The sequence below is a fragment of the Micromonospora sp. WMMD1155 genome (assembly GCF_029581275.1).
Classification (GTDB): Bacteria; Actinomycetota; Actinomycetes; order Mycobacteriales; family Micromonosporaceae; genus Micromonospora.
Genome location: NZ_CP120742.1, coordinates 4,773,597 through 4,796,201 on the forward strand (window position 1 = coordinate 4,773,597; position 22,605 = coordinate 4,796,201).

Sequence of the window (22,605 nt, forward strand, 5' to 3'; positions counted from 1 at the left end):
GCCCCATTGTGGAGCAGCCTCGCCACGGTCGACAGACCGCTGTCCGCGCACTCAGTGGCGGCGGACCGCCTCCTCCACGAGGTCGAGCACCGGGCCCAGGTCGCCGGCCGGCCGCCCCATGGCCAGGTGCAGCACCAGACCGTCGTAGGCCAGTTCCAGGAACTGGGCCAGCACGTCGATCGGGACGTCCTCGCGCAGCACCCCGGCGTCGCGCTGGCGGGCCAGCCGGTCGCGGGTCGCCTCGGCGATCGCCGCAGACCGCTCGGCCCAGCGCTTGGCGAACGCCGGGTCGGTGCGCAGGCGGCGGGAGACCTCCAGTTGGCTGCCCAGCCAGCCGGTGGTGTCCGGGGAGACGGCGCGGGCGAGCAGGTCCCGCATCACCTGCACCAGACCGTTGCGGGCCACCGTCTCGACCATGGCCGCGGCGTCGTCCTCGGCGACGGCCAGGAAGAGCGAGTCCTTGTCCCGGAAGTGGTGGAAGATGGCGCCACGGGACAGGCCGGTGGCCTCCTCGAGGCGGCGGACGGTCGCCCCCTCGTAGCCGAGCCGGGCGAAACACGCCCGGGCCGCGGCGAGGATCTCCTGCCGGCGCGCGTCGAGCTGGTCCTGACTTACTCTGGGCACGCGTCGATCGTTGCAGGTCACCCCGGGTCACGCAAACCGTACGTACGGCTTGGGAGTCCGCCGATTACCATCGCCCGGTGACCCCGCCGCAGACCGTCCCCACCGCTCCGCTGACCGTGGCCACCATCCAGGCCACTCCGACTCCAGGTGACGTCGTCGGCAACGCACTCCTCGCCGCCGACCTCGTCCGCCGGGCCGCTGAGCGGGGTGCCCGGGTGGCCGTCCTGCCGGAGCTGTTCCTGTGCGCGTACCACCCGCCGACCCTCGCCGCCGACCCGGCCGGCACGGACATCGCGGCCGACCCGGCCGGGGTCGTCGCGGACGCCCGCCTGGACCCGCTGCGCGACGCGGCGCGCGAGGCCGGCGTCACCGTCGTGGTCGGCGCCGCCGTCCGCCACCAGGACCGACGCCGGACCATCGGCGCGCTCGTGGTGGGCCGCACCGGCGCGGTCCGGGTGGGGTACGACAAGCAGCAGCTGTGGGGTGACGAGAGCGAGCTGTTCAGCGCCGGCGGTCGCGGTGCCACGTTGCTCGTCGACGGATGGCGGCTCGGCCTCGGCATCTGCTACGACGGCTGTTTCCCCGAGCACGGGCGGGCCGCCGCACTCGACGGCGCACACGGTTACCTGTGCCCCAGCGGATACCTGGCCGGCTCCGAGCACCGCCGGGACCTCTACTACGCCGCGCGAGCCCTGGACAACACGATGTTCGTGGTCTTCGCCAACGCCGTCGGCGGCGACGACCCCTGGCGGTTCAACGGCGGCGCGGCGGTCTACGACCCCGAGGGCCGGGTGCTGGCGCGGGGCGCTGACGAGGGCACCGCTGTGCTCGTGGCGACGCTGGAGCCCGCCGTGCTCGCGGCCACCCGGACGGCCCATTCGATGCTCGCCGATCGACTGCCGGACCAGGGCGGGGCCCGGGTGTCGATGTCCGGCTGAGCACGTCGTGAGGTCGAAACCCGCCGGCTCTGTTGGCGGACACGTCGGTCCCGTAGGGTGCCCGAGTGCCACTGCTCCTGCTGGACCTGGACAACACCCTGCTGGATCGGGCCGGGCCGTTCCGCCGCTGGGGTGAGCGCTTCCTGGCCGGCATCGGCGCGCCCCACACCGACATCGACTGGCTGGTCTCGATCGACGCCGACGGTCTGACCGACCGGTGGGATCTCGCCGATGCCATCCGGGACCGCTACGAGCTGCGCATCCCCTCGATCGACCTGGTGGAGGAGTTGCACGACGGGGTGGTGGCGCAGACCCGGCTCGACTCGTTGACCGCCTGCGCGCTGCGGATCGCCGACGACGCCGGGTGGGTGCCGGTGGTGGTCTGCAACGGCACGGTACGCGTCGAGGACGCCAAGATTCGCCAGACCGGCCTGGACCGGTACGTCGCGGACTGGGTGATCTCCGAGGAGGCCGGCGTCAGCAAGCCCAACCCGAGGATCTTCGCGCTCGCCGCCCAGCGGGTCCGGATGCCGCTGCGCGGCGCCTGGGTGGTCGGCGACAGCCCGGAGGCGGACATCGGTGGCGCGGCCGCCGTCGGGCTGCCGAGTGTCTGGCTGCACCGGGGACGTACCTGGTCGGACGTGCGGTTCGCGCCGAGCCACACCGTGGACGGGCTGATCGCCGCCGTCGCCACCGTACTGGCCCGCTGAGGGCGGTCCTGTCCGCGCGGGCTGCGCCCGCGCTGTGCCCGGCGCGCCCGCGCTGTGCCCGGCGCGCCCGCGCTGTGCCCGGCGCGCCCGCGCTGTGCCCGCGCAGTTTCCCTGATGTTGCTGCCTCCACGCGCCTGGAGGCAGCAACATCAGGGTTGTTGTGCGGATCATGCCCGAGGACGGGACGGGACGGGACGGGACGGGACGGGACGGGACGGGGCGGTTCGGGGCGGGGCGGGGCGGGGCGGGGCGGTTCGGGGCGGGGCGGTTCGGGGCGAGGCGGGGCGGGGGAGCGAGGCAGGGGAGCGGGGCGGGGCGGTCGCGACGCACCGGCGTGCGGTCGGCGGTAATTCGGTTGACCGGGTGTCGCGTGGCCCTGAGAGTGGTCCTGCGCATGGTGCGTCCCGGGCGTGGGCCCGGTCGAGGAGAGGAGGTCGGTCATGACCGTCTTCGCAGGTCGATTCCAGCCGCCTAGCTCAGCCTCGACCAAGGGAACCTCACCACAGTGCGCGATCACGACTTCCCGGCGCTGGAGCGCCGGAGCCGCGGCAAGAGCCGCTTCGACGACGACGAACCACAGTTCCTGAAGCGCGGGCGGCCCACCGAGCCGCCCGCCGACCCGGACGGCGAGCCCGATCCGGACACCGGCGACCACTGGTCGTCCTGGGACGACGCCGTGCACGGGCCGGAGCCGCACCCAGCCTGGCTGGTCACCGAGTTGGCCGCCCGGGACACCGAGTTGGGTGTGCTGAAGACGGGCAAGGAGGCGGACGTCCACCTGGTCCGCCGGGCCGTGCCCGACACCGACCGGTCCTGTCTGCTGGCGGTCAAACGCTACCGGGATCCCGAGCACCGGTTGTTCCACCGCGACGCCGGTTATCTGGAGGGGCGTCGGGTGCGTCGGTCCCGGGAGAACCGGGCGATGGCCGGGCGCACGGCGTTCGGTCGGCAGATGATCGCCGGGCAGTGGGCGGCGGCGGAGTTCGCGGCTCTGGCCCGGCTCTGGGAGATCGGGGCCGGGCACGACCGGATCGCCGTGCCGTACCCGGTGCAGCTACGGGGCACCGAGCTGATGTTGGAGTTCGTCGGCGACGCCGAGTCGGGGCAGGCCGCGCCCCGACTGGCTCAGCTGCGGCCCGACCCGGCCGAGCTGCGCGACCTGTGGGCGCAACTCGTGGAGGCGCTGCGGGTGTTGGCCCGGGCGGGCTACGCGCACGGTGACCTGTCGCCGTACAACCTGCTCGTGCACCGGGGGCGGCTGGTCGTGATCGACCTGCCGCAGGTGGTCGACGTGGTGGCCAACCCGCAGGGTCCGGAGTTCCTGGCACGTGACGTGCGGGTGGTCGGGGCCTGGTTCGCGGCTCGGGGGCTGCCCGCCGAGCAGACCGATCCCGGCACGTTGACCGGTGAGTTGCTCCGCGAGGCGGGGCTGCGCTGATCGGAGCGAGGCGGGGCTGCGCTGATCGGAGCGGGGCTGCGCTGCGCTGCGCTGCGCTGATCGGAGCGGGTCGGGCGGTCGAACCGCCCGACCCGCTGTGCCGTCACTGCAGGTAGCGCTCCACCTCGGGCTTGGGGCGTTCGCCCTGCGCGTCCGGGTCGCCGTGGGTGTCCCGGGCGGCCCGTCGGCGGCGCAGCAGGTCCCAGCACTGGTCGAGGGACTCCTCCAGGGCGCGCAGTCGCTCGCTGGCCTCGCCCGCGGTGCCCGACTCGTGGGCCTGCGCCTCGGCACGCAGCTTGTGTTCCTCGTCGACCAGCTCGGAGATCCGGTTCAGGATGGTCTTGTCGTCCATGCTCCTGAGCCTGGCACAGCGGCCCCGGAAACGCCTGGATTCGTCAGCCGCTTGTGTTCCGGTCGTCAGCCTGGATCACACCGACGCCGACGCGTCAATGTGCCATTTTTCACTCTCCGTCCGGATGGCCTCACGCGGTGCTCATCACGGGGGCACCACCTGCGGGATTCTCGTGGATGGGCCTTGCCCGTCCGGATCAAAGGCACAAATCACCCGGCCTGAGCGAAAAGTCTCCCCGATCCGCCTGCTGGTGAAGCGGATTCGCGAATGCGAAGCTCTGCCTGATGGTCACGCGCCATCGCCGAGGCAGCACGAAGCGCGACCCGCAGTGCGGTGCCACCGGAGAGGACGGACCCGTGCAGGTGAACGATGACTGAGCCGACCATGCCGACCCACCGTGATCCACACGTGGCCACCCTTCGGCGGACGTTACCCGGGTTGCTCCGTGATCCACTGGGCACGATGGTCGGGCTGGCCGACTCGGCACCCGGGCGGATCGTGCGACTGAACCTCGGCACCATCCGCCCGTACCTGGTCACCGAGCCCGCACACGTCCAGCACGTGCTCCGTGACAACGCCGCCAACTACACCCGGGCCGGCGACAGCATGCTCTGGCAGTCGGTCAAGAAGCTCGGCGGTGACGGCATCCTCTCCGAGGGGCCACAGTGGGAGGCGAGCCGACGGCGGCTCCAGGTCCACTTCACCCCGAAACGGCTCGACGCCGCGATCGGCGATCTGAGCCGGGCGATCAGCGATGCGGTCGACGACCTGAAACTCCCGGCCCGCAACGGCCAACCGGTCGACGCGGCCGACGAGATCTCCCGGATCATCTGCCAGGCCGTCATCAAGGTCTTCTTCGGCGACCGGATCACCGTCGCCGACGCCGTACGGGTCGTCGCGGAACAGGACACCGTGGCCAACGCGCTGCGCTTCCGGCTGCTCACCCCGTTCATGCCGGACGCCGTGCCGATGCCCGGGGACCGCGCCTTCCGCCAGGCGGTCCGGAACATCGACGACATCCTGCTGCCGCTGGTCCATGCCGCGCGAGCCGAGGACGACGAGGGCGACGACATCGTCGCGTCGCTGGCCCGGGCCCGTGACGCACACGGCCGCAGACTCGACGAGCAGCGGGTACGCGACGATCTGGTGTCGATGTTCGCCACCACGACCGAGACCACGTACGTCGTGCTCACCTGGCTCTTCCCGCTGCTGGAGCAACAGCCCGACGTCGCCGCGCGGCTCTACGAGGAGATCGATCGCGTGGTCGGCCCCGACGACGTGATCGACAAGAAACAGCTCGGCGAGCTGCGCTACCTGCGGATGGTGCTGGACGAGCTCCTGCGTGCCTACCCGTCCGGCTGGTTGGTGCCCCGCACCGCCGTCGCCGACGACGTCATCGACGGCACCCGGGTCAGGGCCGGCAGCACGATCATCCTGAGCCCGTACGTGACCCAGCGGTTGGCCCGCTTCTGGGACCGGCCGGAGGTGTTCGACCCGGAACGCTTCGCGCCCGACGCTCCCCGGCGCGCTCACCGCTACGCCTACTACCCGTTCGGTGGCGGCGCTCACCAGTGCATCGGTCAGTACCTCTTCCAGCTCGAGGCGCCACTGATCGTGGCGACCCTGCTCAGCCGATTCCGGTACCGACTCTGCACGCCCGGGATGCCGTCGGCGAAACTGGCGGCGTCGCTGCGACCACGGGAACGGGTGCCGCTGCTGCTCACCCCCCATCGGCAACCGGCCCTGGCCTAGCAGTGGCACAACGATCTGCGATCAGCGACGACCTCCAGCAGGCCGCCGAGCACGGGCGCGTCTGTGCCCTCGCCGCCCAGGGGCAACGTGACCTGCAACGGTGTCTGACCGCGCACCCGGACCTTTTCGCGGAAGGGCCCTTCGACGGCGCTCTGACCAGCACCATCGCGCTGGTCACCGCGTTCAGCGCGCCCTGGTGTGCGGCCGCCGAGCTGCGACTGACCAATCGGGCCGTGCTCTGGGTGTTCGCGCTGGACTGGCAGGTGGACCGGCTGGCCACCTCCGCCGCCGAGCTCGACCGGCTGGTGCAGGGGCAGCTTCGGGTGGCCGACGGTGAACCGCCGTCGGCCGACGAGCCACTGCAACGGTTCCTCGCTGCTCTCCACGACGACCTGGCTGCCGCGCCCGCATTCGACCGGCTGGGTGGGGCATGGCGGGCGGCGGCCCGTCGAAGCCTGCTGGCCATGCGGCAGGAGTGGCAGTGGAAGACGGCGATGGGCGACGACCTCCGAGCGCGGCCCAGCCTCGCCGAGTACCTGGACAACGCGGACAACCTGGCCAGCACTCTCGTGAACGTTCTGCAATGGATCCGGACCGGCGCGGCCGAGACGGAGGCCGCGCTCGACCGGCTGGTCATCGTGAGTGACGCGGTGCAACGCGCTCTTCGACTGGTCAACGACCTGAGTACGTACGAGCGGGACCTTCGCTGGGGCGACCTGAACGCGATCATGCTGGTGGACGACCGGTCAGTCGTGGAACAGGAACTGAAGCGCCTGGTCGCGGAGGCGACCGACCTGCTGGAGGAGTTGCGGGTCGACTGCCCGAGGGAGGCGGCGTACCTGACCCGACAGCTCGGCTACACCACCGGCTTCTACCGGAGCACCGACTTCTGGGGAGTGTCGTGAGCACCGGGGCCTTGGTCCAGGACACCGGGGCGTCCAGAGATCGCGGGCCGGCGCGCGACGTCACCGAGGTGATCGCCGAGCTGAGCCGGCACCCGTACGGCCGTACGTCCGCCTCGCCGTACGAGACCGCCCGTCTGGTCTCCCTGGCCCCCTGGCTGCCACGCCACGCCGACCGGATCCGGTACCTGCTCGCCGGGCAGCGCCCGGACGGCGGCTGGGGCGGGCCGGACGGGTACGCGCTGGTGCCCACCCTGAGCGCCGTGGAGGGGCTGCTCGCGACGTTGCTGCGCGACGAACCGGCGGGCTGGTCTCCCGAGGCGGTGTCCGATGCCGTCGATCGTGGACTTCGACTGCTGTTCGACCGGGCGACCGGCCCGGCGACCCACCCCGTGCCGGACCTGCCGGCCGCGGACCTGATCGTTCCGGCACTCGTCGACCGGATCGCCGACCACCTCGCCGACCCGCCGACGCGGTTGGTCCACTGGCGAGGCGTCGGCGCGCCGGCGATGCCCGACGCCCTGGACCGGCAGCGGCTCGACCGGGTACGCCTGCTGCTGGGGTCCGGTCGGCCGATTACGCCCAAGCTGCTGCATGCGTTGGAGGTCCTCGGCCCGGCCGCCCGGGGTGCGGCAGGTGTCACCGCCACCGCCGCCGGCCCGGTCGGAGCCTCGCCGGCCGCCACCGCCGCGTGGCTCGGCGACCCCGACGGTACTCAATCCGCCACGCTGGACTACCTCATCCGGGCAGCCGACGAGCACGGTGGAGCGGTTCCGTGTGCCACTCCGATCACCGTGTTCGAACGGGCGTGGGTGCTGAGCACCCTCGCGCGGGCCGGTGTGTTCCCGACGGTGCCGCCGGAGCTGCTCGCCGGGCTGCGCGACGCGCTGGGACCCGACGGTGCGGCCACCGGCCCGGGGCTGCCCACCGACGCCGACACGACGGCCGTGACGTTGTACGCGCTGGCCCTCCTGGGTCACCCCGCCGATCCGTCGTGCCTGGGCCGCTTCGACGCCGGTGAGCACTTCGGCACCTGGCAGGGCGAGGACGGCTCGTCGGTGACCACCAACGCGCACGTGTTGGAGGCGTTCGGTCGGTGCGTCGGCGTCGGCGGCCCGTCCCCGGCGCCCGTGCTGCGCCGGCTCACCGGATGGCTGCTCGATCGGCAGGAACCCGACGGTCGATGGTCGGACCGGTGGCACGCCTCGCCGTATTACGCCACCTACTGCGTCACGCTGGCGCTCCGGGAGTACGGCGGGCCGTCGGCACACCACGCAGTGCGGCGGGCCGTCTCGTGGGTGCTCGACACCCAGCGGGCCGACGGTTCGTGGGGGCGCTGGTGTGGCACGGCGGAGGAGACCGCCTACGGGCTGCTCGTGTTGCTGGCCGCGCCGCCGTCATCCACGATCCGTGCCGCGGGCGTCGCCGCCGCCCACCGTCTGTCCACAATGCAGGATGAGCGTACCGATCATCCACTGTGGCATGACAAGGACCTTTATCATCCGGCGGTGATAGTCCGAGCGACGGTGGCGGCTGCCCGGGTTTCGGCTGCGGCGCGGCTGGGCGGATCCGCCCATATCCCGGATAGCCGTTGGTCTGCACCGCTTGAGTGAAATTCCGGACACTGCTAGCGTGCGCCGGGCCGGGGGCTGGGCTCGTTCAGCCAATCGAAACGGTCGAGGGACGGGTGGGATGGCTTCCCGCAGTGCAAGTTTGCGCACCAAGATTGTGGCCCTGCTGGTCTCGCTCGCCGCGCTCTGGGCGTTCGCGGCCTGGGTGACCCTGCGCGACGGCTTCAACGTGCTCGGTGCGCAGACGCTCGACTCGCAGGTCGCGCAACCGAGTGAGTCACTGCTCACCGAGCTTCAACGGGAGCGTCGGATGTCGGTGGCCTACCTCGGCCGCCGCGATCAGGGCCTGGCACAGGAGTTGCAGGCGCAGCACGAACGCAGCGAGAAGAGCGCGACCACCTTCGCCGAGTCGGCCCGCAGTTGGCGGGCCCGGTTCGCGTCGAGCGACGAACTGATCGGTCGGATCGACGAGATGGTCGCCCGACTGGACGGGCTCGGCGAGATGCGTGCGGCCGTCGTCTCCGGCTCCGTGGACCGGGCCGGCGCGGCCGCGGCGTACACCGGGGTCCTCGACTCGCTGTTCCGGGTGTACGCGGCGATGGGTCAACTGGACGACGAGCAGATCGCCCAGGACACCGTCAACCTCACCCGGCTCGTGCGGGTACGGGAGCTGATGTCGCAGGAGGACGCGCTCTTCGCCGGGATGGCCGCCGCCGGTCGGGTCAGCGCCCCGGAGTACACCCAGTTCGCCCACCTGGTCGGCGCGCAACGGTTCCTGGTCGCCGAGGCGTTGGCCGAGCTGCCGGACGCCGACCGTGAGCGCTACGTCCAGATGACCGAGGGGCAGGCCTTCACCCGCCTCCGCGCCCTCGAAGACCGGATGGTCACCGCCGGTCGCCCCAACGCGCCGCTGCCGGTCGAGGCCGGCGACTGGCAGGCCGCGATCGATCCCTCCCTCAAGGAGCAGGAAGCCGTCGTCCTGGCCGGTGGTGACGCTCTGGTGAAGCGCGCCACGCCGGTGGCGGTCTGGGTGGTCATCCGGCTGGTGCTCGCCGCCGGTCTGGGTCTGCTCGCCGTCATCGCCTCCGTCGTCGTCTCGATCACCACTGCTCGCGCCCTGCTACGCCAGTTGGGCCGGCTGCGGGAGGCCGCCTGGCAGCTCGCCGACGAGCGGCTGCCACGCGTGGTCGATCGGCTCGGCCGCGGCGAGGAGGTCGACGTGGCCACCGAGGCACCGCCGCTGGAATTCGGCACCGACGAGATCGGCCAGGTCGGAAAGGCGTTCAACGCCGTCCAGGAGACCGCTCTGCGGACCGCCGTCGAGCAGGCCGACCTGCGTCGCAACGTCCGCGAGGTCTTCCTCAGCCTGGCCCGCCGCACCCAGGCACTCGTACACCGCCAGCTCACCCTGCTGGACGCGATGGAGCGCCGTGAGCACGACGCGGAGGAGTTGGAGGACCTGTTCCGCGTCGACCACCTGGCCACCCGGATGCGGCGTAACGCGGAGAACCTGATCGTCCTCTCCGGCTCCACCCCCGGTCGGGCCTGGCGGCGCAACGTCCCGATGGTCGACGTGGTACGTGGCGCCGTGGCCGAGGTGGAGGACTACACCCGCGTCAACGTGCTGCCGCTCGGTGAGGTCTCCCTCGCCGGCCGGGCGGTCGGCGACGTGATCCACCTGCTCGCCGAGCTGATCGAGAACGGCCTGTCCTTCTCCCCGCCGCACACCACCGTCGAGGTCCGTGGCCAGTCGGTGGCCAACGGGTTCGCCATCGAGATCGAGGACCGGGGCCTCGGCATGAGCGAGGAGGACCTGGCCGCGGCGAACCACCGGATCGTCGACCAGTCCGAGCTGAACCTCGCCAACGCCTCCCGCCTCGGCCTCTACGTGGTGAGCCGGCTGACCGAGCGGCACGGTGTGCGGGTGCGGTTGAAGGAGTCGGCGTACGGCGGAACCACGGCGGTCGTGCTGATCCCGCTCGAACTGGTCACCGAGGACGGTCCCAACCCGGAGGACTCCGGCTCGATGCGGACCGGCTCGGCCGCTCCGACGCCGTCGACGAACTCCGCCGACACCGGCCGGTCGACGGCCCTCGCACCCGTCGCGCTCGCCGCGACGCCAGCGACCGCGTCGGACGTACCGGAAGCGGTCGTCCCGGCAGCGCCCACGTCGGACGGTGCCGACCCGGCGACGTCGGCCGACGAGGGCGACACCGCCCTGCCCACCCGGCAGCGGACGACCGCGACGCCCGAACTGCCCGTCCGGGCCCGGCGTGGTCCGACCGTGCCGGCGCTGGAAGCACCCACGGTTCCCACCGGCCTGCCCGCTGTCGACCGCACCCGAGGGGCGGAGCGCGTGGAAGCACCCGTCACGGCCGACGACGGCCCTCCGGTCGCCACCGGCGGCGACGCCCCGACGCCCGACCAGGCCGAGGCGGCGCGAACCGACTCCGGTCTCCCGGTCCGGGTCCGACAGGCGAACATCGTTCCCGAGCTACGGGACGACCCAGCGGAGTCGGAGAGTGACGACGAGGATGTGGTGCGCCAGCCGGAGCAGGTGCGCCGGATGATGAGCTCCTACCAGACCGGCACCCGTCGTGGCCGCACCGACGCGGCACGGCTGCTCGGTGGCCCGTCCGGCGCCCCGACGACGGCGACGCCCGAGCCGAGCGACGAGGACCCCCAAGCCCCCTGACCGCTGTCCAAGTGCGGGAATCCCCCGCACAGCGTGACGGTCAGCCCTAGACGAACACGGCGCAACAGCCGGGCGAGAAGAGGACGACGAAGTGGCGCAGAAGACGGCTTCGAGTGCCGACCTGACGTGGTTGCTGGACGATCTGGTGGGCCGGGTGAAGCAGGCCGAGCATGCGGTCGCGCTCTCCAGCGACGGGCTGTTGATGGCCTCCTCCCAAGGGCTGAGCCGGGACGACGGTGAGCACCTGGCGGCGATGGCGGCCGGCATCCAGAGCCTGGCCCGAGGCGCCGGGAAGCGCTTCGGCGGCGGGCAGGTGCAGCAGACCATCATCGAGATGCAGTCGTCGTTCCTGTTCGTCACGGCGGCCGGGCGCAACGCCTGCCTGGCGGTCCTGGCCAGCGAGGACGCCGACGTGGGCCTGATCGCCTACGAGATGGCGATGCTGGTCACCCGCGTCGGCAAGTACGTCGCGTCTCCTTCCCGGGCAACTGAGCAGTCGGTCGACGAGAGGTAGCGGCGATGACGGTCCAGGGGGAGTCCGCAGACCATCAGTGGGTGGATGACCACGCGGGTCCGGTCGTACGCCCGTACGCGGTGACGCGCGGGCGAGCCCGCCCGGTCACCGGCACCTTCGACCTGATCTCCCTGGTCACCGCGACCCAAGCCGAGGTCACGCCGGAGATCGGTCTCGGTCCGGAGCACGTGGCGATCGTCGGCTTGTGCCAGCGCATACAGTCCGTCGCCGAGATCGCCGCTCATCTCGACCTGCCGGTGGGCACCATCCGGGTGCTCCTCGGTGACCTGGCGGCCCGCAGCCTGGTGCGGGTCCGCGAGCCGCAGACCACGGCCGGTCTTCCCGACAACAGCATCTTCGAGGCGGTAATCAATGGACTACGGGCACTCTGACCGGCCGGCCGGAGCGACGACACTGCCCACCGCGATCAAGATCCTGGTCGCCGGCGGCTTCGGCGTGGGCAAGACGACCATGGTCGGTGCGGTCAGCGAGACCCGGCCCCTGCGCACCGAGGAGGTGCTGACCGAGTCCGGTGTCGGCATCGACGACCTCTCCGGAGTGGAGGGCAAGTCCACGACCACCGTGGCCATGGACTTCGGCCGGATCACCATCAGCGAAGACCTGGTGCTGTACCTGTTCGGCACGCCCGGGCAGGACCGGTTCTGGTTCGTCTGGGACGAGTTGGCGTTGGGCGCGATCGGTGCCGTGGTGCTGGCCGACACCCGCCGGCTCGCCGACTGCTTCCCGTCGATCGACTACTTCGAGGGCCGGGGTACGCCGTTCGTGGTGGCGGTGAACTGCTTCGCCGACGCCCGGCAGTACCGGCTCGACGAGGTGCAGGCCGCGCTGAACCTGGACCCGGGGGTGCCGGTGCTGCTCTGCGACGCCCGGCAGCGCGAGTCCAGCAAGGAGGTGCTCGTCACGCTGATGGAGCACGCCATGAAGACCCGCGAGGCCCGTCGCCGCGCCGCCAGCGGAGACTGACCGACGTTTTTCGGGGGAGGGTGTCCGGAACGCCGTCGGCCGATCGTCATGCTGGCGACACCCCGAGAGACCAGGGAGCGACCAGATGAAATACATGATGTTCGTGTGCAGCGACAGCGAGCCGGACACCGACCCCACCGAACTGCCCGACATCCACAAGTGGGTGGCGGAGAACGACTCTCGTGGCCGCCGCCTGACCGGCGACGTGCTGGCGCCGACCAGCGCGGCCACCACCGTCCGGGTGCGCGACGGTGAACTGCTCGTCTCCGAGGGGCCGTTCGCGGAGACCGCCGAGGTGATCGTCGGCTTCGACCTGATCGAGTGCGCTGACCTGGACGAGGCGATCGAGGTGGCCCGCACCCACCCGATGGCCCGTGCGGGGCGACTGGAACTGCGTCCGTTCGCGGACCTGCCCGACTGACGGTGCCCACATCGCAGCGCCGGACGGTGCGCACGGGGGCACCGGTCGGCGCGGCGGCGGAAGCCGTCGCGGCCGCCGGCGTCGAGGCGTACCCCCGGATCGTCGCGACCCTGATCAGAGTGACCGGGGACTGGGCGTTGGCCGAGGACTGCGCCCAGGAGTCGGTGACCGTCGCCCTGGAGCGCTGGCCCGTCGACGGTGTGCCGGACAACCCGGGCGGCTGGCTCATGACGGTGGCCCGCAACCGGGCGATCGACGCGCTGCGGCGGGCCACAGTGGAACGCCGCAAGCTGCACGACCTCGCCCTGCTCACGCCCCCTGACGCGCAGCCCGAGCCCGAGGTGGGGGAGGACGTGGTGGACGACCGGCTACGGCTCATCTTCACCTGCTGCCATCCGGCCCTCGCCTTCGAGGCCCGGGTGGCGCTGACGCTGCGTACCGTCTGCGGGGTGCCGACCGCCGCCATCGCCCGGCTTCTGCTGGTCACCGAGTCGACGATGACCCGGCGGTTGACCCGGGCCCGCACGCGCATCGCGCAGGCCGGGATCCCGTACCGGGTACCGGCCGGGCCGGCGTTGACCGAGCGGTTGCCCGGCGTCCTCGCGGTGCTGTACCTGCTGTTCACCCGAGGCTACGTCGCCGACGGCGAACCGGCCTTCGCCGACGAGGCGGTCCGACTGGCCCGGCTGCTCGACCGGCTGATGCCGGAGCAGTCCGAGGTGGCCGCGCTACTGGCGTTGGTCCTGTTCCAGCACTCCCGCCGGGACGGCCGCCGCGACGCCGCCGGCAACCTGCTCACCCTGGAGCGGCAGGACCGCTCACTGTGGGACCGGGCCGCCGTCGCCGAGGGCCTGGAAGCCCTCCATCGGGTACGCCACGACGGGCCGTACGCGTGGCAGGCCCGGATCGCCGCCTGCCACGCCACCGCCGCGTCGGCCGACGACACCGACTGGCCGACCATCGCGCGGGCCTACGACGCGCTGGCCGACCTCCGGCCCTCCCCGGTGGTCGCGCTCAACCGCGCTGTCGCGCACGGGTACGCGTACGGGCCGACCGTCGGGTTGGCTCTGCTGGGCGCGGCGCGGGCCGGGGGAGGGCTGGACGGCTATCCGCTCGCGGTGGCGGTGGAGGCCGACCTGGTGGCCCGGCAGGGCGACCGACGTCGGGCCGCCGGACTGTTCCGGGAGGCGGCGGCGACGGTGGGCTCGACCGCCGAGCGCCGTGCGCTGCTGGACCGGGCGGCCGAACTCGCCCGATAGGACGGTGCGGTCAGCCGCGCTTGGCCGACTCCAGGAATCGGGACCAGGCCGCCGGGTCGAAGGCGAGCGCCGGACCGGCCGGGTCCTTGGAGTCGCGTACGCCGATGACGCCCGCGAGGTTGTCGGCCACCTCGACGCCGGCGACCCCACCCGCCAGCGGGTGGATGTCACGCCACCAGGATCGGTACGTCGTACTTCTGGATGCGGTCGTCCCTGGTGACCAGGGTCAGCCCTTCGTGCAGGGCCTGCGCGACAAGCATCCGGTCGAAGGGATCCCGGTGGATCAGCGGCAGTCGACCAGCCGCGATGGCGTGATCGTGGCGGATCGGGAGTTCCCGCAGTTCGGCGTCACGGATCCGTTCGGTCAGATCGGCCGGGCCGGGCAGCTTGCCAAGCGACTGCTTGATCGCGACCTCCCACAGCGTGACCGGGCTCAGGTACACGTCGGGTTCGGTGTCGATGCGGTCCTTGATGTCCGTGGCGAGGACCGGGTCGTCGGTCAGCCACCAGAGCACCACGTGCGTGTCGAGCAGGAGCCTCATCCGGGCAGCCCGAAGTCGCGGGTGATCTCGTCGTTGATCTCGTCGGAATCCCAGTCACCGGTCAGATCCAGCGCACCGCGCAGAGACCCGCGACCGGTGCGTGTGGTACGACGAAGAGGAATGACCTTGGCGACCGGGTTGCCAGCCCGGCTGATCACGATTTCCTCGCCGTGCTCGACCCGTTCGATGATGCGTGACAGGTTCGTCTTCGCATCGTGGATGTTGAACTGCGCCGCAGCTTCACCGGCCACCGTGGCACCTCCTTAGCTAAGAGGTTAGCCCGCGGCAGGGCCTGATACGAGGAGCGACCCGGGAACGACGCAGGCTCCCTCCCGCCGAGGGCGGGAGGGAGCCTGGCGACGTCGGTACGTCAGTTGGCGATCATGCGGCGCAGCACGAACTGCAGGATGCCGCCGTGCCGGTAGTAGTCCGCCTCACCGGGGGTGTCGATCCGCACCACGGCGTCGAACTCCACGCCGGTGTCGGTGCTGACCTGCACGGTGCGCGGGGTCTCGCCGTCGTTGAGCGCGGTCACCCCGGTGATGGTGAACGTCTCGGTGCCGGTGAGCCCCAGCGACTCGGCGGTGACGTCCACCGGGAACTGCAACGGCAGCACGCCCATGCCGATCAGGTTGGAGCGGTGGATCCGCTCGTACGACTCGGCGATGACCGCACGGACGCCCAGCAGCATCGTGCCCTTGGCCGCCCAGTCTCGCGACGAGCCCGAGCCGTACTCCTTGCCGGCCAGCACGACCAGCGGGACGCCGGCCTCCTGATAGGCGACCGAGGCGTCGTAGATCGAGGTCTGCTCGCCGGTGAGGTGGTTGACGGTGAAGCCGCCCTCCACCCCGGGCACCAACTGGTTGCGCAGCCGGATGTTGGCGAAGGTGCCCCGGATCATCACCTCGTGGTTGCCCCGGCGGGACCCGTACGAGTTGAACTCGTGGCGGGGCACACCGTGCTCGGCGAGGTAACTGCCGGCCGGGGAGTCGGCCTTGATCGCGCCGGCCGGCGAGATGTGGTCGGTGGTCACCGAGTCACCCAGCTTGGCCAGCACCCGGGCACCGGCGATGTCGACGACCGGGGTCGGCTCCTGCTGCATGCCCTCGAAGTACGGGGGCTTACGCACGTAGGTGGAGTCGTTCTCCCAGGCGAAGGTGTCACCGGTCGGAGTGGGCAGCGACTGCCACCGCTCGTCACCGGCGAAGACGTCGGCGTACGCGGCGCTGAACCCGGTGGCGCCGATCGCCTGGGCGATGACGTCCTGGATCTCGGCGCTGTTCGGCCAGATCTCCCGCAGGTAGACCGGGTTGCCCTCGGTGTCCTCACCGATCGGCTCGTTGGCCAGGTCGATGTCCATCGTGCCGGCCAGGGCGTAGGCGACCACCAGCGGCGGGGACGCCAGGTAGTTCATCTTGACGTCCGGGTTGATCCGGCCCTCGAAGTTGCGGTTGCCGGAGAGCACCGAGACGACCGACAGGTCGTGCTCGTTGACCGCGGCGGACACCTCCTCGGGCAGCGGGCCCGAGTTGCCGATGCAGGTGGTGCAGCCGTAGCCGACCAGGTTGAAGCCGAGCTTGTCCAGGTACGGCGTGAGGCCGGCCCGCTCGTAGTAGTCCATGACGACCTTCGAGCCGGGCGCCAGGGTGGTCTTCACCCACGGCTTGCGGGTCAGGCCCTTGTCGACGGCGTTGCGGGCCAGCAGGGCGGCACCGATCATCACCTGCGGGTTGGACGTGTTGGTGCAGGAGGTGATCGCGGCGATCACCACGGCGCCGTGGTCCAGCTCGTACTCGACACCGTCGGTGCCGGTGACCCGGACCGGGTTGGTGGCCCGCCCGCCCGCTCCGGCGGCGGCCGTCTCCAAATCGCGCGGCTCGTCGGCCGGGTCGCTGAACTCGTTGGCCGGCGGGTCGCTGGCCGGGAAGGACTCGGCGCTGGCCTCGTCGGCCGGGCCGTTCGCGCCGCGCGGCAGCTCCTCACGGGCCACGCTCGGCTTCAGGTCCCGCTCACCGGCGGAGTCGTCGGCGACGTAGTCGGTCAACGCGGAGCGGAACAGCGTCTTCGCGCTGCCCAGCGGCACCCGGTCCTGCGGGCGCTTCGGGCCGGCGAGCGACGGCTCGATGGTGCTGAGGTCCAGCTCCAGGCGCTCCGAGTACTCCGGCTCGGCGTCCGGGTCGTGCCAGAGGCCCTGCTCCTTGGCGTACGCCTCGACGAGCGCGACCTGAGCGGCGTCGCGGCCGGTCAGCTCCAGGTAGCGGACCGTCTCCGCGTCGATCGGGAAGATCGCCACGGTGGAGCCGTACTCGGGGGACATGTTGCCGATGGTGGCCCGGTTGGCCAGCGGCACGGCGCTGACGCCGGGGCCGTAGAACTCGACGAACTTGCCGACCACACCGTGCTTGCGCAGCATCTCGGTGATGGTCAGCACCAGGTCGGTGGCGGTGGTGCCGGCCGGCATCTCGCCGGAGAGCTTGAAGCCCACCACGCGGGGGATCAGCATGCTGACCGGCTGGCCGAGCATCGCGGCCTCGGCCTCGATGCCGCCGACGCCCCAGCCCAGCACGCCCAGGCCGTTGACCATGGTGGTGTGCGAGTCGGTGCCGACCACGGTGTCCGGGTACGCCTGCATGACTCCAGACGCCTCTGCGCGCGCCATGATCGTGCGGGCCAGGTACTCGATGTTGACCTGGTGCACGATGCCGGTGCCCGGCGGGACGACCTTGAACTCGTTGAACGCGGTCTGGCCCCAGCGCAGGAACTGGTAGCGCTCCTTGTTGCGCTCGTACTCCAGCTCGACGTTGCGGGCGAACGCGTCCTCGCGGCCGAACAGGTCGGCGATCACCGAGTGGTCGATGACCAGCTCGGCCGGGGCGAGGGGGTTGACCTTGGTGGCGTCGCCGCCCAGGTCGCGCACGGCCTCGCGCATGGTGGCCAGGTCGACCACGCAGGGCACGCCGGTGAAGTCCTGCATGAGCACCCGCGCCGGGGTGAACTGGATCTCCACGCTCGGGGCGGCGGTGGGGTCCCATCCGCCGAGCTGACGGATGTGGTCGGCGGTGATGTTCGCGCCGTCCTCGGTCCGCAGCAGGTTCTCCAGCAGGATCTTCAGGCTGTACGGCAGCCGAGCGTGGCCGTCCACCTTGTCGATCCTGAAAATCTCGTAGCTCGCGTCTCCGACGCGTAGCTGGGTCTTCGCACCGAAGGTGTCGAGGCTCGCCACGTCGTACTCCTTCACACCAGCGACCGTGAGTAGTCCTGAGCAGTCTGTCGCACCGGTCGGGGTGCCGCCGAGGTTAGGTGACACTTACCGCCGATTCCGCGCTCAACAAAACCGTACGTCCGTCTTGCTAGTTGTGCAACCCGGCCGCCTGTCCGCCCGTGCCGCGGCGGCACCTGCCGGACAAGTCGCCCGGGAGGGTTCGCGGCACTGTTGCGGACCCAGGCCGGGCCGCTCGCGAGCCCACCGGGTCGAGGCCGTCGAACCGACGCCAGACGCCGAGGTGGTACGCGCGGACACCTGAATCGAGCACGGCGAAGGGCCGGGCCCCGTGGGGGGTCCGTCCCTTCGTGTGTTGGTGGTGGCTTAGCTGGTGGCGTAGCCGCGGGTGGCGATCCAGTCGGCGAGGTGCTCGACGGTGATCTGGTAGGAGGCCTGGGTGGGGTCGGCGGAGTCGGCGATGGTGACGGTGTCGCCGTTGTCGCGGTAGCCGACGACGCTGATGTAGTGCCCACCCTCGTAGGAGTGGGTGGTGCCGGTGGTGTCGGTGCTGGTGCCGGCGATGTTGGCGACCACGGCCCGGCCGTCGTCGACCGTGCGGACGATGTCGGCGCGCAGCTGGTCGGTCTGCTTCGCATCAGCGTCCGGGCTGGAGATCTCCACCGACCGGTAGGCGTTCTTACCGGTCTCCTTGTTCAGCACCGGGGTGATGTCGTTGATCGAGTTCGTGCCGGCCTCGGTGGTGCCCATCTCCTTGGCCATCGCGTCGACGTTGATGTCCTTACCCTGCACACTCAACGCGTTACGGGTGGCGGCCGGGCCGCAGTAGTAGAAGTTCGGCTGCGCCTCGTAGCGCACACCCAACTCCCGCTCACCGTGGTTCTTGCGATCGGTCTGGGTCTGGGCGCTCGGCTTCGCGGTACTCGGGGCCGCGAACGCGGTCGTGACGGGACCGGCGATCGCACCACCGGTGAACGCCAGACCAGCAGCGGTCAGAGCAGTCTTCCGGATCAGATCGGTACGCATGATGGCGTGCTCCTCTGCATCGGGGGTGATGGCACGGCACGCCCGGGGGGTGGACGTGCCGCACGTACAAGGGGGAAAGTTCCCGGCGGCCCTGGGGGGCCGGCATCGGGAGACGGTGCAACCGGCTGGGGTGGCGGATCATTCCGTCGGGCTCCCGGCCGGTCGTGCTCGGAGGTGTAACCGGGGCGGCCTGCCGGGTGTTCCCGACGGCTGCCGCGCATCAGCGACCCGAAAGCCGCCGCAGCGTGCCAGCCGCAACGACCCGCATCGCCGGCCGTGCCAGATGCAACGACCCCGCATCGCGACCGTGCCAGGTATAACGACCCCGCACCGGCCCGGATTCCGCCGCTCCGGTGACCCCGACCACCGGACAAACCCCACACACCGGCCGAACCTCACAGCCGACGACCGCGCACCCGCCTTGATCCACTCCGGTTCGCCGAAATCGTGGTATCCCAGCGCCAGGGATACCCCAACATCAGCGAAACCGAGTGGATCAAGGCCAAAGGAACGCCGACGTACGGTCTACGCACCCAACGAACGCCTCGAGCGCTCCGAACCCCCCTGCGCCGTGCGGGCGTTTTGCCCGACTTCACCGATATGTCTCATGCCTCGGCCCGAGGCCGCCGCCGTCCCGTCCCGACCTGTGCGTTCCGGCCCGTGCGTCCCGTCGAGGGCGATCAGGGGTGGGCGGCAGGGGGCCACCGTCCATCCGGGAGCGTCGCGGCGGGTGGTCAGGCGGGGTCGGCGGGCTTCGCGGCGTCGCCGGCCTGGGCGTGCCGCTCCAGCAGTCGCTGCCGGATCTCCTCGGGGGTGTACGCGCGTCGGCGTCGTTCGGCCCGCGCGATGACCACGCCGGAGGCTGCGACGCCGGCGAGGCCGGCCAACCCGAGAACCTTCCACCACCGCATTCGTTGCGCCATCGGCCTAGGCTAGTCCCTCATGAGCATCAGCCTGGATGAGGCCGTCGAGTTGACCCGCACCGGCGACGTGTGGGTGTTTCGGGGTCGCAGCGTGCCGGACCGGGCGATCCAGTTCACCACCAACAGCCCGGTCAACCATGTTGGCATGGCGGTGGTGCTGGACGACATGCCGCCGTTGATGTGGCATGCGGAGTTGGGCAGGTCGTTGCCGGATCTGTGGTCGGGTACGCACCAGCGTGGCGTCCAGTTGCACGACTTGCGGGACGCGGTCTGCGTCTGGGCCAACAGGTATGGGCAGCGGGCCTGGCTGCGGCAGCTCGATCCGCCGGCCGACGGGGAGATGGAACGGGCGGTACTGCGGACGATCGCGCGGTTGGACGGCACCCCGTTCCCGTCTACCGCTCAGTTGGCGTGGCGGTGGGTGCGTGGCCGGGTGCCGACGCTGCCGCGCCCCGGCCGCCCCGCACTCCGATCGACCCCGGCCGGCTCGACGGGGGAGCGGGACCGGGCGCTGGAGACGGCGTACTGCGCCGAGGTGGTCGCGGTGACCTACGAGGCGATGGGGTTGCTGCCGGCGGGCCGGCGTCCTAACTGGTACGACCCGGGACGGTTCTGGAGCGGTGACGACCTGGGTCTGGCCGCCGGTGCCCAGCTGGGCTCGGAGATCGAGGTGCGGGTGCCGGCGCGCTGAGGTTTGACCTGGGCGGTGACCGGCAATTGCTGTGGCCGTGAACGCCTCCACGGATCTCGACACGCTGGCCGACTTCTTCGACCGGTACGGCGCGGCGCTGACGTCCGGCGACCTGCCGGCGATCGCGGGCTGTTACGCCCTTCCGGGTCTGGTGGTGGCCGACACCTACAGCTTCTCCTTCACGTCCCCGGCGGCTGTGGCGTTGTCCTTCGTGGGGGCCGCACCGGACTACCAGGACCGGGAGCTGATCGCGGCGCACGCCCGGATCGAGGATGTGCAGGCGGTGTCCGCGCTGTTGACGATGGTCGCGGTGGAGTGGGAGTTCCTGGACAGTCAGGGGCAGGCGGTGCCGGGGGAGCGGTACCGCTACCTGCTGCGGATCTCGGACGAGGGGCCGGTGATCTGCACCGTCGTCCGGACGGCCTGATCGAGCGGGACCGTCCGCCGGGTCGGACCGTTTTCCGTTGGGCGTCGGCTGGTCGGCCCGATCCGTACCCGCCCGGTTTCCGCGCGGAGCGGTGCTGGCTACGCTGTCGCGTCGGTGGGGACGAGGGGAGACCTGATGGCGGTGCGGCCGGATGGCGCGGCAGGGTCACGGGCGGCTCGACTGTTGGCGTCGGTGCCGTGGATCGTGGTGCTGTGCGGTGTGTGCGCGCTGGTGGTGCTGCTGGTGGTGGCGCTGCTGTCCTTCCGGACCAGGGAGCGGGAGGCCGTACCGCAGGGTGCCCCTCCGGTGTTCGTGCCGACCGTGCCGGCTGCCGCGTCGGCGACGGGTGGGCCGACTCCGGCCGGTGTGGAGCGGCGCTCGGTGTCGCCGCGGCCGTCGCGCAGCAGTCGGACGCCGTCGCCACGGCCCACCGTGACCGGCGCTCCGACGCCGGGACGGACGAGCGCTCCGCTGGTGTCGGCGTCCTCGGCGGGTGCGACGGTCACCGCCCGCTACCAGGTCGGCACGGACGGCTGGGACGGGGACGCGGCGGTGTTGTCGATCGCGAACGAGTCGAGCCGGTCGGTGGACTGGTCGGTGGAGTTGACGTTCGACGACGACCTGTGGGCGTTGCGCCTCAGCGACGACTCGGGGATTTCGGTGCGGGGTCGCGGGAACGGCGAGTTCGTGTTGCGGGGGACCCGTTCGCTGGAGCCGGGTGGTTCGCGGACGGTGCGGTTGCGCGTGGGGTGGGGTGAGTCCGCGCAGCGGCCGGAGCGGTGCACCATCAACGGGGTCGACTGTCGGCTCGGCTGAGCGGACGTCAAGCGGTCCCGGCGCTTTCCGGTGCGGCCGCCGATCGCTACGCTGCCCGGACGGTCCGCTGAGGGAGGTACATGTCCGGCATGCGTCGCGCCCCGCGACTGACGCCCGGCCCGGCCGCGATCGTGTCGTCGCCCTGGGTCGTGGTGGGCGCTGGGGTGGTCGTGATGGTCGTCCTGCTCGTCATGACCCTGAGTGCGTACCGGGGGCGTAGCCCGGCACCGGACGGTGCGTCGGCCCCTCCGGCGTTGCCGCTGCCGTCGGCGGAGGCGGCGCCGAGTCGACCCACGCCGGTGGCCTCGCCGGCGCCGGTGATGCCGGGGTTGTCCGGGCGCGCGAGCGGGTTGCCGCCGGGTGCCGTGACTGGTTCGCCGTCGCCGTCGGTCGCCCCTCCGGTCAGCCCGCCCGGTCAGCCGGTGGTGACGCGGTCGCCGAGTCGTGCGCCGCAGGGTCAGCCGGCGGTCAGTGGGCGGTACCGGGTGGTGCAGAGCTTCGACGGTGGCTTCATCGGCGAGGTGGCGATGGTCAACGCGTCCGCCCAGAGCCGTGGCTGGACGGTCCGGCTGGAGTTCTCCGGTGGGCGGCTGGTGACCGCCTGGGTGGAGGGTGTGCCACAGGGGACGGTCCGGCAGTTCGACGACGGTTTCACGTACGTCAGCGGGGTGGACGTGCGGCCCGGCGGGTCGGTGTCGTTGCGGTTCCACATGGAGCGGGCGTTCAGCACGCCGCGGTCGTGCACTGTCGACGGGGTGCGCTGCGCCGGCTTCTGAACGGCACTTCCGCAAGAACATGCT

Annotated in this window: 24 protein-coding genes; 16 read left to right on the plus strand and 8 right to left on the minus strand. The window is 71.5% G+C overall.

Annotated features, from left to right (window positions below; translation table 11 throughout):
- Positions 1-51: 51 nt before the first annotated feature.
- Positions 52-624 (minus strand): TetR/AcrR family transcriptional regulator, encoded by a 573-nt coding sequence (locus O7617_RS22035; protein WP_030337284.1) that lies wholly within the window; start codon positions 622-624, stop codon positions 52-54.
- A gap of 77 nt (positions 625-701) precedes the next feature.
- Here O7617_RS22035 and O7617_RS22040 point away from each other — a divergent pair, with 77 nt between their 5' ends.
- From O7617_RS22040 to O7617_RS22050, 3 genes are all read left to right on the plus strand, one after another.
- Entirely contained in the window at positions 702-1,562 is an 861-nt protein-coding gene (locus tag O7617_RS22040; protein WP_282257849.1) for a carbon-nitrogen hydrolase family protein, read from the plus strand.
- 65 nt (positions 1,563-1,627) lie between these two features.
- Positions 1,628-2,272: an HAD family hydrolase gene (locus O7617_RS22045; protein ID WP_282257850.1), complete on the plus strand. Its 645-nt coding sequence runs from the start codon at positions 1,628-1,630 to the stop codon at positions 2,270-2,272.
- 505 nt (positions 2,273-2,777) lie between these two features.
- Positions 2,778-3,710, plus strand: a complete 933-nt coding sequence (locus O7617_RS22050) for an RIO1 family regulatory kinase/ATPase (RefSeq protein ID WP_282257852.1) — start codon at positions 2,778-2,780, stop codon at positions 3,708-3,710.
- Between the two features lie 103 nt (positions 3,711-3,813).
- On the opposite strand, the gene O7617_RS22055 is transcribed toward O7617_RS22050, so the two are convergent.
- Entirely contained in the window at positions 3,814-4,062 is a 249-nt protein-coding gene (locus tag O7617_RS22055) for a DUF2630 family protein (RefSeq protein WP_088988578.1), read from the minus strand.
- A gap of 462 nt (positions 4,063-4,524) precedes the next feature.
- Between O7617_RS22055 and O7617_RS22060 the strand changes: the two genes are divergently transcribed.
- From O7617_RS22060 to O7617_RS22100, 9 genes are all read left to right on the plus strand, one after another.
- Positions 4,525-5,814 (plus strand): cytochrome P450, encoded by a 1,290-nt coding sequence (locus tag O7617_RS22060; RefSeq protein WP_282264832.1) that lies wholly within the window; start codon positions 4,525-4,527, stop codon positions 5,812-5,814.
- Between the two features lie 2 nt (positions 5,815-5,816).
- The gene (locus tag O7617_RS22065) at positions 5,817-6,719 is read left to right on the plus strand and encodes a terpene synthase (RefSeq protein ID WP_282257854.1); all 903 of its coding nucleotides are present in this window, start codon (positions 5,817-5,819) and stop codon (positions 6,717-6,719) included.
- On the plus strand, positions 6,716-8,329 hold the full coding sequence (locus O7617_RS22070; protein ID WP_282257855.1) for a prenyltransferase/squalene oxidase repeat-containing protein: 1,614 nt from the start codon (positions 6,716-6,718) through the stop codon (positions 8,327-8,329). The genes O7617_RS22065 and O7617_RS22070 overlap by 4 nt, the downstream gene beginning before the upstream one ends.
- Positions 8,330-8,408: 79 nt before the next feature.
- On the plus strand, positions 8,409-10,982 hold the full coding sequence (locus O7617_RS22075; RefSeq protein WP_282257856.1) for a nitrate- and nitrite sensing domain-containing protein: 2,574 nt from the start codon (positions 8,409-8,411) through the stop codon (positions 10,980-10,982).
- 91 nt (positions 10,983-11,073) lie between these two features.
- Positions 11,074-11,496 carry a roadblock/LC7 domain-containing protein gene (locus tag O7617_RS22080; RefSeq protein WP_282257857.1) on the plus strand — a complete coding sequence of 141 codons (423 nt, stop codon included), beginning with the start codon at positions 11,074-11,076 and terminating at the stop codon, positions 11,494-11,496.
- 5 nt (positions 11,497-11,501) lie between these two features.
- The gene (locus O7617_RS22085; RefSeq protein WP_145779890.1) at positions 11,502-11,888 is read left to right on the plus strand and encodes a DUF742 domain-containing protein; all 387 of its coding nucleotides are present in this window, start codon (positions 11,502-11,504) and stop codon (positions 11,886-11,888) included.
- On the plus strand, positions 11,869-12,480 hold the full coding sequence (locus O7617_RS22090) for an ATP/GTP-binding protein (protein ID WP_282257858.1): 612 nt from the start codon (positions 11,869-11,871) through the stop codon (positions 12,478-12,480). The genes O7617_RS22085 and O7617_RS22090 overlap by 20 nt, the downstream gene beginning before the upstream one ends.
- 85 nt (positions 12,481-12,565) lie before the next feature.
- The gene (locus O7617_RS22095) at positions 12,566-12,901 is read left to right on the plus strand and encodes a YciI family protein (RefSeq protein ID WP_282257859.1); all 336 of its coding nucleotides are present in this window, start codon (positions 12,566-12,568) and stop codon (positions 12,899-12,901) included.
- 26 nt (positions 12,902-12,927) lie between these two features.
- Positions 12,928-14,160 carry a sigma-70 family RNA polymerase sigma factor gene (locus O7617_RS22100; RefSeq protein WP_282257860.1) on the plus strand — a complete coding sequence of 411 codons (1,233 nt, stop codon included), beginning with the start codon at positions 12,928-12,930 and terminating at the stop codon, positions 14,158-14,160.
- Between the two features lie 10 nt (positions 14,161-14,170).
- Here the strand turns inward: O7617_RS22100 and O7617_RS22105 are convergent, their stop codons facing one another.
- The 6 genes from O7617_RS22105 to O7617_RS22130 form a co-directional block, all read right to left on the minus strand.
- On the minus strand, positions 14,171-14,326 hold the full coding sequence (locus tag O7617_RS22105; protein ID WP_282264833.1) for a DUF397 domain-containing protein: 156 nt from the start codon (positions 14,324-14,326) through the stop codon (positions 14,171-14,173).
- Between the two features lies 1 nt (position 14,327).
- Entirely contained in the window at positions 14,328-14,702 is a 375-nt protein-coding gene (locus O7617_RS22110) for a type II toxin-antitoxin system VapC family toxin (RefSeq protein WP_282257861.1), read from the minus strand.
- Positions 14,699-14,953 (minus strand): type II toxin-antitoxin system prevent-host-death family antitoxin, encoded by a 255-nt coding sequence (locus tag O7617_RS22115; protein ID WP_278140619.1) that lies wholly within the window; start codon positions 14,951-14,953, stop codon positions 14,699-14,701. Before O7617_RS22115 ends, O7617_RS22110 begins: the two co-directional genes overlap by 4 nt.
- A gap of 119 nt (positions 14,954-15,072) precedes the next feature.
- Positions 15,073-17,940: an aconitate hydratase gene (locus O7617_RS22120; RefSeq protein ID WP_282257863.1), complete on the minus strand. Its 2,868-nt coding sequence runs from the start codon at positions 17,938-17,940 to the stop codon at positions 15,073-15,075.
- Positions 17,941-18,288: 348 nt separating this feature from the next.
- Positions 18,289-18,948: a C39 family peptidase gene (locus O7617_RS22125; RefSeq protein ID WP_282257864.1), complete on the minus strand. Its 660-nt coding sequence runs from the start codon at positions 18,946-18,948 to the stop codon at positions 18,289-18,291.
- Between the two features lie 734 nt (positions 18,949-19,682).
- Positions 19,683-19,871: a hypothetical protein gene (locus tag O7617_RS22130; RefSeq protein ID WP_282257865.1), complete on the minus strand. Its 189-nt coding sequence runs from the start codon at positions 19,869-19,871 to the stop codon at positions 19,683-19,685.
- A gap of 19 nt (positions 19,872-19,890) precedes the next feature.
- Between O7617_RS22130 and O7617_RS22135 the strand changes: the two genes are divergently transcribed.
- From O7617_RS22135 to O7617_RS22150, 4 genes are all read left to right on the plus strand, one after another.
- Complete coding sequence (locus O7617_RS22135) at positions 19,891-20,562, plus strand: hypothetical protein (RefSeq protein ID WP_282257866.1); 672 nt, start codon at positions 19,891-19,893, stop codon at positions 20,560-20,562.
- A 37-nt stretch (positions 20,563-20,599) separates the two neighbouring features.
- On the plus strand, positions 20,600-20,989 hold the full coding sequence (locus tag O7617_RS22140) for a hypothetical protein (protein WP_282257867.1): 390 nt from the start codon (positions 20,600-20,602) through the stop codon (positions 20,987-20,989).
- Positions 20,990-21,124: 135 nt separating this feature from the next.
- A complete protein-coding gene (locus tag O7617_RS22145; RefSeq protein ID WP_282257868.1) occupies positions 21,125-21,805 on the plus strand; it encodes a hypothetical protein in 681 nt (226 codons plus the stop codon).
- Between the two features lie 80 nt (positions 21,806-21,885).
- Positions 21,886-22,581, plus strand: coding sequence for a cellulose binding domain-containing protein (locus O7617_RS22150; protein ID WP_282257869.1), 696 nt, complete (start codon positions 21,886-21,888; stop codon positions 22,579-22,581).
- Positions 22,582-22,605: the final 24 nt, after the last annotated feature.